We start from the raw sequence: 12,036 nt of genomic DNA on the forward strand, positions 1-12,036 counted from the left end.
GTACGCTCTTTTTAAGAACAACTTATAGGGATTCGATTTCTAAGAGCCAAGAACGTACAACCCCATCACTTGGCATACGCCAGTCACCACGGGGGGAGAGATTGATGGAACCGACTTTGGGGCCGTCCGGCATGCAAGATCGCTTAAATTGTTGACTAAAAAACCTTTTGTAAAAAATCAATAACCATTTTTTGACGGTCGCTTCTGTATAGAGATCATGAAAAGCCATATTAGCTAAGTGATAGATCTTTGAAGGTGAGAAGCCAAAACGTACGCAATAATAAAGGAAGAAATCATGTAGCTCATATGGTCCAATCAAATCCTCGGTTTTTTGTAAGATTAATCCTTCAGCGTCCGGAGGTAGTAACTCAGGGCTTACAGGCGTATCCAATACGTCCAGCAAAACTGTTTTAGCAGATTCAGGCGCCTTATGATGGGCAACCCAGTTGACCAAATACCTTACTAAGGTTTTGGGAATGGAAGCATTCACCGCATACATAGACATATGGTCACCATTATAAGTAGCAAAGCCTAGTGCCAATTCTGATAAATCACCGGTACCGATAACGATACCATTTGCCTTATTGGCGTAATCCATTAGAATCTGTGTCCGCTCTCGAGCTTGTGTGTTTTCATAAGTAACATCATGGATACTCGGGTCATGATCAATGTCTTTAAAATGTATTAGACAGGCCTCTTTAATGGATATCTCCTTGAGTGTACAGCCGAGTTGTTTAATCAAATCGCATGCATTTTTATATGTTCGATCTGTAGTACCAAAGCCCGGCATGGTGATTGCAATTATATTCTTGGGGTCCAAATTTAACAAGCTAAAAGTGTGCAAACATACCAGAAGGGCTAAGGTTGAATCTAAGCCTCCGGATACGCCGATAATAACAGTTTGACAGCCGATATGTTCCAATCGTTTGGCAAGGCCTATGGATTGTATGTTGAAGATTTCTTCACATCGAACATGAAGTTTTTCTGCGTCGGTGGGTACAAAAGGGTGAGGATCTACATAACGGTTTAGCATCAGTGTCTTAAAAGTACTTTGGTAAGGACAAATCATATATCTTGATAGGTCTTGTTGTTGTCCATCCCCATAGATACCCATCTTCCTTCGATCACTTAGGAGTCTTTCAATGTCCATATCACCGACAACCAATTGATTCTCCATGACAAACCGAGTATTTTTGGACAACATAGTACCATTTTCATAGATTAAGCATTGACCGCCAAACACAAGATCTGTTGTTGACTCACCATAGCCGGAGGAAGCATAAACATACCCAGTGATGGTTTTTGCAGATTGACTGGCAATGAGCGATTGCCTATATTCGCTTTTTCCGACGAGGTCATTACTTGCAGAAGGATTGAAGATTAAGGTGGCACCGGCCACAGCCATTGGTCCACTTGGTGGATTCGGTACCCACAAGTCTTCACAAATCTCTATACCAAAAGTAGCTTCAGGATACGCATGATGCTGATACAGCATATTCACACCAATAGTTACATGAACAGAGTCAATAATATATTGGCTATGTCTTAGGTTATGACCTTGTTCAAACCATCTTTTCTCATAGAATTCGCTATAATTTGGAATATGACTTTTGACGGTAATCCCAACGATAGCACCTTGGCTTATAACCACGGCACAATTAAATAGGGCATTGCCAACAGCTAAAGGCGCGCCAACGATGAAAGTGATATCCAGAGACTGGGTCTCTTTTTTTAACCGAATCAATTGTTTTATGACTTGGTCTTGTAAATGCTTTTGCATAAACAAGTCACCACAGGTATAACCTGTAATTGACAATTCAGGAAAAACAAGAATAGCCACATCCTGATGAACGGCTTTTTTGATTAACTCAATGATTGCATTTGTATTATGTTCACAGTCAGCTACTTTGGTTATTATTGTAGCTGCACCAACACGTATAAATCCTTTTGTCATATTAACATCCTTTCATTTTCCATATATAGGCTCATTTTATCACAAATACGTCTCAAATGGTCGATTTAACAACAATAATCTTGTAATTATATTCAATATTATGTAGAATAAAGAAGTGTGTAAATGAAATAATCTACAGCATACAGATGGAGGCTAATATGAACCAAGATTACAAGATGCATATTCAAAAGAAGATTGCTTTAGTAGCCCATGATAATAGAAAAAAAGATCTTATGAATTGGATTCAAATCAATAGAGAGGCTTTAAGTACGCACTTTTTATATGCTACAGGTACAACTGGTCAGATTATTGCTGAGAAAACAGGCTTACCGGTTAGAACATTTAAGAGTGGGCCTTTAGGTGGCGACCAGCAAATAGGCGCTAAGATTATTGAAGGTGAGATAGATTTTATGATCTTCTTCTGGGATCCTCTTGAAGCTCAACCCCATGATCCGGATGTTAAGGCATTACTTCGAATCGCTGTTTTATATGATGTACCGATTGCCATGAACTATGCAACTGCTGATTTTATTTTTTCTTCCGGTTTAATGGTACAGGAATATGATCGTTTGGTTATAGACTATACAAAACGCTTAAAAAGACATATAGATTTATAATAAGTGTTGAAGTATCTATTAAGGGGTTATTATGGAAAAAAAGTGGGTATATAGTGGGCTAGTCCTGCTGGTCGTACTTGTATCAGGATTGTTCTATATGGGACATATCAAGGAAGAGGAAGGTATTCGTATAGAAGCAGAAGATTCGAGTAAACCGGTTGATGATAAGAAGAGTGATTTAGATACTGTAAATAAAATCTATATTCATCTATATGGTGCAGTAAAAAATCCGGATGTATATGAGGTGCGTGAGGATGCACGTCTTTTTGAAATCATTGAAATAGCTGGAGGACTTTTGGAAGATGCAGCCAAAGGATCTGTTAACCTTGCACGTAAAGTTGTGGATGGAGAGCAAATATATGTAGCTTTTGAAGGCGATGAACAATCCGCTTATGCCATAGATATCTTACAAGGAAAAGTGAGTTTGAATCAAGGTACGAAAGAACAGTTAATGACTTTAACAGGTATCGGTGAGGTGAGGGCGAAGGCTATAATAAACCATCGAACTCAAAAAGGACCCTTTGAGAAAATCGAAGATATCATGTTGGTTGAAGGTATCAAGAAAGCCATGTTTGAAAAAATAAAAGATGACATAGGTTTATAGAGGTGAAATATGAGTAAAAAAATATTGGTAGTCGATGATGAAAAATTAATAGTAAAAGGCATAAAATACGGTCTGGATCAGGATGGTTATGAAGTGGATGTGTCCTATGATGGTGAAGATGCCTTATCACATGCTAAGGCCAATGACTATGATTTAATCATATTGGATGTAATGCTGCCTAAAATGGACGGCATTGCTGTATGTCAACAGATCCGAGAGTTTTCCAAGGTTCCGATTATTATGCTCACTGCAAAAGGTGATGACATGGACAAAATCCTAGGACTAGAATACGGAGCAGATGACTATATGACCAAGCCTTTTAACATACTTGAATTGAAGGCAAGGATTAAAGCAATTATTAGGCGCTCCGGTTTCAAAGGTGAAACACAGACAGAAGAGTACAAAGTACTCAAGTCAGGTGAAATTAAGTTAGAAGTAGAGAGTAGAAGGGTATATGTCAAAGAAGGTGAGGTGAATCTGACAGCTAAAGAATTCGACCTGTTAGAGTTATTTATTACCCATCCGAATAAAGTTTATAGCAGAGAGAATCTACTGAATGTGGTCTGGGGCTACGATTATCCTGGGGATGTCAGGACAGTAGACGTTCATGTCAGAAGGCTGCGTGAAAAGGTTGAACCTAATCCCAGTGAACCGACTTACATACATACAAAATGGGGAGTGGGCTATTATTATCAACATTAGAATTAAGATTATAAAAAGTATAAGAACGAAATTATTTGTATCTTTGGTAGCCATTGGCATATTACCTCTATTTATTCTGACCCTTTCTATTCTTTCATCGGTTAGAAACTATAGTCAAAATGAGAAAAAAACAGAGATGTTACGTCATGCAAACACCATTAGTACCAATTTAAGCCGGAGAGATTATTTTGATAATATTGAAGATGTGAACTACTTAGATAATATTCAATCCATTATCGCAGATCGTTTTCTAATCTTAAACAGTGATGGACAAGTCATTTACGATTCCAACCATTTTGATGAAGGTAAGCTCAACAGTTCCCAACCGGTACTAAAAATCCTACAAGGTACTTCTACAAATATAACAGAAGAGGACAAGAAGCTTGATACGGTGAGAATCTACACACCGATCTATGACAGTGATCACCAAACGATTATTGGTGTTACCATGCTAAGCGGCCAGTACGACCAGATCGAAACGACGATATCTAGGATGCGTAATATGGCTTATCTATTAATTGTTGGGATTTCCTTAATCATTCTGATTCTGAATTTCTATTTTTCAGGTTTATTGACAAAACCTTTCTCTGAATTTGTCAATCATTTAAAAAGAGTTTCAGAAGGACATATCGATGAAAGAATTGATATACGTGGTAACTATGAAATAGAAGAGATTGGTATTGCTTTTAATGAGATGTTGACGACGATGGAAGAGATTGATGATTCCAGACAAAGATTTGTTGCTAACGTTTCTCATGAATTAAAGACACCATTGAGTTCTATGAAAGTACTGGCGGAATCATTGTTATGCCAAGATGATGTTCCTAATGAGCTTTATAAAGAATTCATGGAAGATATCAATGCTGAAATCAATCGTGAAACTAAAATTATTAATGATTTGCTGACATTGGTTACCTTAGATAAAAAAGAAAGCTATCTGAATATAGATAACACAAATATTAACGCATTGGTTGAACAGGTTATGCGAATGCTTAAACCTATTGCAGATAAAAAAGATGTCATTCTGGAAATAGAGAGTTATCGTGAAGTATTTGCAGAAGTGGATGAAACCAAAATGTATTTGGTATTTATGAATCTTATAGAAAACAGCATAAAATATAACAATGAATATGGAAAAGTAACTGTAACTATTAATGCAGATCACAGAGATTTGAACATTCAGATTATGGATACAGGTGTAGGGATTCCACCTGAAAGTGTTGATAAGGTTTTTCAACGCTTCTATCGGGTAGATAAGACAAGGTCAAGGGATACGGGTGGCACCGGTTTAGGCCTTAGTATTGTCAATAAGACGATTTTACTTCATGGTGGCAGCATCAAATGCCTCAGTGAGGAAGGTGTCGGAACGACTTTTATAATACGACTACCCCTATCTCAGACAATGAAATAAGGATAGTTTGAAGATGACTTAAGAATAAGAATTCATATATTATTAATAGTTAGGACGCATAACTGAAATATGTATTCGTTATGATGAGTGGTATCGAGAATGAGGATATAATACAGTGGACGGAAGGTGAGCTTATGAGACGTGTATTAGTCGCTGTCATTTTACTTGTATTGATTTTTACGAGTTGTAAACCAGAAATTGAAGAGGTGACAATAGAAAGCAAAGACGAAGTTCTATTGGTTTATTTGGTAAACGGTGAAAAGGATGAATTGGTGGCTTATGAGGTAGAAGCTGATTCGAATAGTATAACAAATCAGATTGAACAAATCCTTGATGTATTAAGTACAGGTGCCGTATCAGAAAAATTATTACCAACCATACCCAAAGAATTGACCATGGAACAGATAGAAATTCAAGATGGTAATATTATCATTCATATGCCTGATGGTATCAAAAATATGGAGCAGATTGATTTTCTTTTATGTAGAACATCTTTAATCAGAAGCCTAACATCAATAGAAGCAGTTGCATCTATTGAGTTTTATATAGATGGTCTGCCCTTAAAAGACAGTAACGGTAAGGTCTATGGACCATTTTATAAGTCAGATGTGATTGTTAATATGGAATCAGAGAATGAAGTGGTCAAGACCATTGATTTGAATCTATATTTCCCGGATCAAAAAGGAGAATTTCTAATACCCGTTACACGAGCGGTTGGTATTAAGCCCAATGAAAGTATTGAAGAACGTATCATCAAAGAGCTTATGATTCCACCTCAAGGTTATAACTTAACAAGCTTAATACCAGAAGAGACGGTCGTGAAAAGTATTTATGTCGATCAAGGCATCTGTTATATTGATTTTAATGAAGCCTTTAGAACAGAACATATTGGCGGATCGACAAGTGAAGTCATGAGCATATATGCCATAGTTAACAGTCTGACAGATCTACCGAATATTAACAAAGTTCAATTTCTTATTGAAGGTAAGAAATCAGAGAGCTTTACCGGGCATATGCAATTTGATATTTTATTTGAACAAAGTTTAGATTTAGTGAGTAAGGAAAATAAAATCAAAGAATAGGCTTTCTTGACAATCAATGGTAGGCAAGCTCAAGTAATAGGATATAACATAAGGGAGATTCTTATGAAAAGACCCTTGGTGCTGATAACCTTAAGTGGCATAGTCGGTATACTTTTAGGTATAGGGTATTATGAAGTTGGCATTGCACTCATTATGCTCATGGTATATAAACATAAAGATTCAATAAAGCAGATTCAATATAAGCATGTGTTCCCATTACTGGGCATATGCTTATTTTCATTTTTACGGGTCTTTTTTTATGACCAGTCATACGAGGCATCCACTCAATACTTTATAGAAGGGACCAGGGTAAAAGTTGAAGGTAACATCAAAGAAGTTCGAATAGGCGAGAAATATCATAGTTATATTCTGAAGTCTATTAAGATCAACGGGAGTAAAATTCATCATGAGATACAGTTGATTACAGAGGAAGACTTAGAAGGTGGCGTATGGATCGTTGCCGAAGGAGAAGTTCTTGTAACAAGAGGGAAGCGAAATGAGGGTGGGTTTGATGCCTTAGCTTATAATAAAAGTAAAGGGGTTGTCGCTACTGTTTTTGCGGAAGATGTATATAGCAAAAAGGTACAAGAAGAAAGCCTGAGTTTACCTACGGATGATCTTAAAAAGTCACATGAAAGAAGACTCCATTTATTATTGCCTAAGGATGAGGCGGCATTATTGTCAACCCTTATATTAGGTAGTAAGAATATGGAGGAAGAAGTCATCGACAATTTTGAAAAAGCCGGCCTAATCCATATATTATCCATCTCAGGACTACATGTTTCTATTATCGGGTATGGACTTTTCAAGGTATTAAGTAGAGGCATCAAAAATCAGACAATAAGTGCCGTTATATCAATCATTTTTTTAGTCTATTACTGTGTCTATACCGGCATGCAAGTATCTACAGTGAGAGCCACAATCATGATTGGTCTTTATTTGATTCAGTTTGTTGTGAATCGGCGATATGATAAAACAACCGCTGTTAGCTTTGCAGCTTTTGGTCTTCTTATGCTCAATCCCTATCAGTTGACCCATATTGGATTTCAATTATCATTTGGTGCTGTGCTAAGCATATTCTATATTGACCCTTTGATTAAAACTCATTGGCTGCCTGTTGAAAAAGGGCCGGTAGCAGGTGTGCGACTACTGATTGCAGTTCAAATTGGAATATGGCCTATACTTGCATATTACTTCAACAGTCTGCCGGTGTATGGGTTCATAGGAAACCTTTTGGTTGTACCAGTTGTTGGGGTATTAATTTTTTCTTCGATTATTGGGTTATTTCTAAGCTATATCAGTATGGGACTAGGTACCTTTATTATGGGTGTCTCCTATTGGATTTTGAATTATATGGAGCAAATTGCTATGTGGATAGGAAAACTACCCCTAAACACACTATATATACAAGCGCCTAACCCTTATTTTATAATAGCCTATTATAGCATTATCGCTATTTGGGTCATGGGTATACCCTACAAAAAAGCCAGAATATGTTTGGTGTCGCTCATGGTGCTGTCAGTATCCATAAGTATATTAGACCTTGAGACATTGTATATACATTTTCTAGATGTGGGTCAAGGCGATTGCACGGTTATAACCTATCAAGATCGAACTTTTATGATTGATGGTGGCGGAGATGTTAGGAAGAAAGATGAGAATATAGGAATAGAAGTCGTGTTACCTTTTATTAGACATCAAGGTATTGATAGAATTGACTCTGTATTCATAACCCATAGTGATTTTGACCATATTTATGGTATAATTGAAATCGCAAGTCATATACCAATAAGTGAAGTTATACTGCCTATTATTTACAAGGAAGCAGAAGATCCTTTGGTAGAGCAATTATTTTCCGTTCTGGATGGTCAGGGTACTCGTGTGCATTATTTTAAGGCAGGGGATCGATTAGCATATAAAAACATGACTTTTTCATGTCTATGGCCTGAAAAAGCATTTTATGGCAATAACAACAGGAATTCATTGATCCTTCATTTGACATTGAAGGATTTTGATGTTCTATTTTTAGGAGATGCCGGTACTTTAGAAGAACGGGTGATTATGAATGATATGGGATTATGGAAGAGGGATATTGAAGTATTAAAGGTCGGTCACCATGGCTCATCTTCCGGTTCTTCTGAGATTTTCTTAGAGCAACTGAAACCATCATTGAGTGTTATTTCAGTAGGTGAAAAGAATTTATATGGACATCCTAATGATGAAGTAGTAAAAAATCTAAAACGGTGGTCCAAACATGTCTTGATGACAAAAGACGAGGGCGCTATCCGTCTTAAATACAGAAATGGTAAGGCAACCATTCAAAGTATGATTAAGGAGTAAAGGAAGAAATGGAAGGCTTAAAACAACAAATTAAAGAACAAAAATTTAAAAATGTTATGCTATTTCATGGTGAAGAGACCTTCATGTTGGACTATTATGTGAAAAAAATTGTCGAATTAATAATAGGTAGCGGAGAGATGACCATGAACCATGATGTCTTTGATGACCGTAAGGTGGTTTTTTCAAGTATCGAAGACAGTATGGATACGATGCCCTTTTTTTCAGATAACCGCGTCATCATACTTAAAAATCTAGGTTTGTTTGAAAAGACAGGCGCAAATCTAGCCGGTCTTTTATCAGAAAAAATGGAACATCTACCCTCTACGACGTATGTCATTATCATTGAACCATCCGTTGATAAGCGTATCAAACTCTACAAATCGGTTCATAAAAACGGGTATATCTGTGAGTTTCCTTTACTTGGTGAAAGTGAACTGATTCGTTATATAGCCAAAACACTCAACCCATATGGGAAAAAAATTGAGCAAAAAGAAGCCAGATACCTGATACAATATGTTGGCGATCAACTAACAGTATTACATAATGAGATTAACAAACTTATCAACTATCTTGGTGACGATGAAGTGGTGACTCATGAAGCCATTGAAGCCATCTGTCAAAAAAGTGTTGAAAGCAAAATTTTTGAATTGGTGGATTGTATGGGTACAAAAAGAAGAGCTCGCGCATTAAAGCTCTATCATGACTTACTATCGGCTAAAGAACCTTCCAATAGGATTCTATTCATGTTAACCAGACAGTTTAGAATGATATATAAGTGTAAGCTATTGCTAGGGGAAGGACTAGACAGCAACGACATTGGCAAGAAGCTTAAGCTTCAGTCTTTCGTTGTTAGAAAATGCCTTGAGCAAGGTAAGAATTTTAGCCTTAACTCTCTTGAAGAATCACTTAAGAAATGCTTAGAATGCGAAATCGATATAAGAACCGGTGTCTTCATGCCTGACTTAGCGGTTGAACAACTCATCATTCGATACAGTGGTATATAAAAGCTTATAAAAAAAGCACATCAAGTGATGTGCTTATTATTATTCTTCTTATTAAGCCATTTTGTTAAAAGCTCGATCAACGCTGGATACTTTTCTTGAAGCAGCATTCTTGTGGAATACGCCTTTTGACTCAGCTTTATCGATATAAGAAATTACAACTTTAACTTGAGCTTCTGCCGCGGATTTATCTCCAGCTTCGATTATTGTTTCTAATTTCTTCATTTCTGTTTTAACACGTGATTTGACGGATTTATTTCTCATTGCTTTTGATGCCGCCACTTTGATACGTTTTTTTGCTGATTTAATATTTGCCATGTTTTCACCTCCGACAATCTTGATTGTTTACCTATTATGCGGGGAATTTTTTTGAAATACGCACAATTAAACATACCTTAACAGTTTAGTTTATAAAGCGCCGTATGTCAATATATATTTACAAAATTAATCAAGAAGTTCTTCTATATATTATTGTCACCTTAACCAAAAGTTACTATGCAAGTGAATCTGGCAAAATATACTGAAAAATAGACGAATTATCTGGATTATTATCGCTTTTTCAAGGGTTGCCCTTGTCTTTACAGGCTGAGCTATGTATAATATAAATAATTGTGAAGAAAATCTCTGGATATTGTATAAGTTGCATAAGTTTTTTTTACGGTACATCTCTACAGGATTAATGGCTATGATCTGTATAGAGAAAAGGAGGGGTATTTTTGTTTGAGGATATAGTATTTAGCAATGATTATATAGACATCATTGATGATGACAATCAATTCTATATTAAAGTAAAGCAACATGGTTATTCAATGAATAAATTGGATGAAGATGTTAAAAAACTGCCACGATTGAAAGTGAACCAATTTGTGGCTATTCAGTCTGCAATAAAAACCGGATCCAGTAAAGTATTGCTCCTTGGAAACAAAAAACCCTTAATTGATTTAGAAATCAGCAAAGACCGTTTGGAAGCAAGTATTATAATAAATGCAACAAAAGAACAAATCGATATTCTAGGGATTCAAGAATTGATGCAACAAGTGCTTGATATTATGAAACAAGCAGGTATAGTTTTTGGATTTGATATAAAAGATATATTAAACCATATACGTCCTATGGAGAAGATTGTTGTGGCAAGGGGTCTACTACCTATAAAAGGACAAGATGCGATTGTAACTTATTATAAAATAGAGGAAGCCAAACCGGAAATCCATCAAAACGGGGATGTTAATCATTATGAACTAAACCTAATCAATAAGGTTCATCGTGGAGATTGGCTGGGTGAGCGTATTGAACCAAAAGATGGGGTAGATGGCAAGACAATTCTTGGCGATCCCATACCGGCACTTAAAGGCAATCAAGAAGCTTTTAAATACGACAAAAAAACTGTAACCGAGTCTTATGACCCAGAACAGGACAAAACAGTTCTTCTTGCATCTACAACCGGTGCAGTCATAATTGAAAATGATATTATCAGTGTCTGTAATTATCTTGAAATCGAAGGCAAGGTATCCTTTAAAACAGGTAACGTTGACTTTGATGGATTTGTAGACATAAGAGATGTTGTAGAGGACAATTTTTCAGTTCTAGCAAATCAAGACATTCAGATTATGGGTGACATGGGTATTGGTGGAGTTAACCAGATTGAAAGTAAAGAAGGCAGTATATACATCAGAGGCGGTATTGCGGGCAAGGGAAAAGCCAAGATTATATGTGAAGGTGATCTTTATACTAAATTTGCTACAGATTGTGATATAGAATGTGGTGGTACTGTACACATCGGGTTTTATGCTATTAATGCCAATATTAAAGCTAAAGAAGTTATATTTGATTCATTTAACAGTAAAGTCATTGGTGGTTCCATTGAAGCACAAATAAGGGTTCAAGTGGGTACAGTTGGTAATAAGATGGATACCCCCACTTTTATTCATGTGCTTGGTTTTACACGTGATAAAGTCAAAGAAGAATATGATTTTATTAATGTAACCATTGAGCGTGTCAAAGAGAAAATCAACCTATTAAAACAAAAAAAGGCATTGCTTGAGATGGTTGCAGCTTCCGATATGGACAAAAGAAAAGAATTGGATAAGGTTAATGAGGAGTTTGGTTATTTTAAGAAAAACCTTAAAATGCTTTATACGAGTCAGAAAAAAACCATTTCCTATCTAAGAGCCAAAGGTGAAGGAGAAGTGGTCATTACCCATGGTATCTATTCAAAAGTTCAAATTAAAATTAAGGACGATGTTTTGTGGCATATGGAAGTAGATTTGAGTCCGGTAACATATTATACGGATGGCAGAAACATCTTGAAGGCATAGGGGGTAGGAC

The 12,036-nt window shown here is 36.3% G+C and carries 10 protein-coding genes; 8 read left to right on the forward strand and 2 right to left on the reverse strand.

All coding sequences use genetic code 11. The features are described from left to right. Positions 1 to 22: 22 nt before the first annotated feature. Positions 23 to 1,954 carry an NAD(+) synthase gene (locus PATL70BA_RS15895; RefSeq protein WP_125138306.1) on the reverse strand — a complete coding sequence of 644 codons (1,932 nt, stop codon included), beginning with the start codon at positions 1,952 to 1,954 and terminating at the stop codon, positions 23 to 25. A 158-nt stretch (positions 1,955 to 2,112) separates the two neighbouring features. Here PATL70BA_RS15895 and PATL70BA_RS15900 point away from each other — a divergent pair, with 158 nt between their 5' ends. The 7 genes from PATL70BA_RS15900 (at position 2,113) to holA (ending at position 9,714) form a co-directional block, all read left to right on the forward strand. Next, the gene (locus PATL70BA_RS15900) at positions 2,113 to 2,571 is read left to right on the forward strand and encodes a methylglyoxal synthase (RefSeq protein ID WP_125138307.1); all 459 of its coding nucleotides are present in this window, start codon (positions 2,113 to 2,115) and stop codon (positions 2,569 to 2,571) included. Between the two features lie 31 nt (positions 2,572 to 2,602). Next, the gene (locus PATL70BA_RS15905; protein ID WP_125138308.1) at positions 2,603 to 3,175 is read left to right on the forward strand and encodes a ComEA family DNA-binding protein; all 573 of its coding nucleotides are present in this window, start codon (positions 2,603 to 2,605) and stop codon (positions 3,173 to 3,175) included. A gap of 9 nt (positions 3,176 to 3,184) precedes the next feature. Further along, on the forward strand, positions 3,185 to 3,877 hold the full coding sequence (locus PATL70BA_RS15910; protein WP_125138309.1) for a response regulator transcription factor: 693 nt from the start codon (positions 3,185 to 3,187) through the stop codon (positions 3,875 to 3,877). Then, a complete protein-coding gene (locus PATL70BA_RS15915; RefSeq protein WP_172596299.1) occupies positions 3,822 to 5,288 on the forward strand; it encodes a sensor histidine kinase in 1,467 nt (488 codons plus the stop codon). The genes PATL70BA_RS15910 and PATL70BA_RS15915 overlap by 56 nt, the downstream gene beginning before the upstream one ends. An 80-nt stretch (positions 5,289 to 5,368) precedes the next feature. After that, positions 5,369 to 6,370: a GerMN domain-containing protein gene (locus PATL70BA_RS15920; RefSeq protein ID WP_125138311.1), complete on the forward strand. Its 1,002-nt coding sequence runs from the start codon at positions 5,369 to 5,371 to the stop codon at positions 6,368 to 6,370. A 63-nt stretch (positions 6,371 to 6,433) separates the two neighbouring features. Beyond that, positions 6,434 to 8,710, forward strand: coding sequence for a DNA internalization-related competence protein ComEC/Rec2 (locus PATL70BA_RS15925; protein ID WP_125138312.1), 2,277 nt, complete (start codon positions 6,434 to 6,436; stop codon positions 8,708 to 8,710). 8 nt (positions 8,711 to 8,718) lie between these two features. Next, positions 8,719 to 9,714 (forward strand): DNA polymerase III subunit delta, encoded by a 996-nt coding sequence (gene holA, locus PATL70BA_RS15930; RefSeq protein WP_125138313.1) that lies wholly within the window; start codon positions 8,719 to 8,721, stop codon positions 9,712 to 9,714. A 51-nt stretch (positions 9,715 to 9,765) separates the two neighbouring features. Here holA and rpsT read toward each other — a convergent pair whose 3' ends face one another. Next, positions 9,766 to 10,029: a 30S ribosomal protein S20 gene (gene rpsT / locus PATL70BA_RS15935; RefSeq protein ID WP_125138314.1), complete on the reverse strand. Its 264-nt coding sequence runs from the start codon at positions 10,027 to 10,029 to the stop codon at positions 9,766 to 9,768. 398 nt (positions 10,030 to 10,427) lie between these two features. On the opposite strand from rpsT, the gene PATL70BA_RS15940 reads away from it, so the two are divergent. Then, positions 10,428 to 12,026: a DUF342 domain-containing protein gene (locus PATL70BA_RS15940; RefSeq protein WP_125138315.1), complete on the forward strand. Its 1,599-nt coding sequence runs from the start codon at positions 10,428 to 10,430 to the stop codon at positions 12,024 to 12,026. Positions 12,027 to 12,036: the final 10 nt, after the last annotated feature.

The sequence above is a fragment of the Petrocella atlantisensis genome, assembly GCF_900538275.1.
In the GTDB taxonomy this organism is placed as follows: Bacteria; Bacillota; Clostridia; order Lachnospirales; family Vallitaleaceae; genus Petrocella; species Petrocella atlantisensis.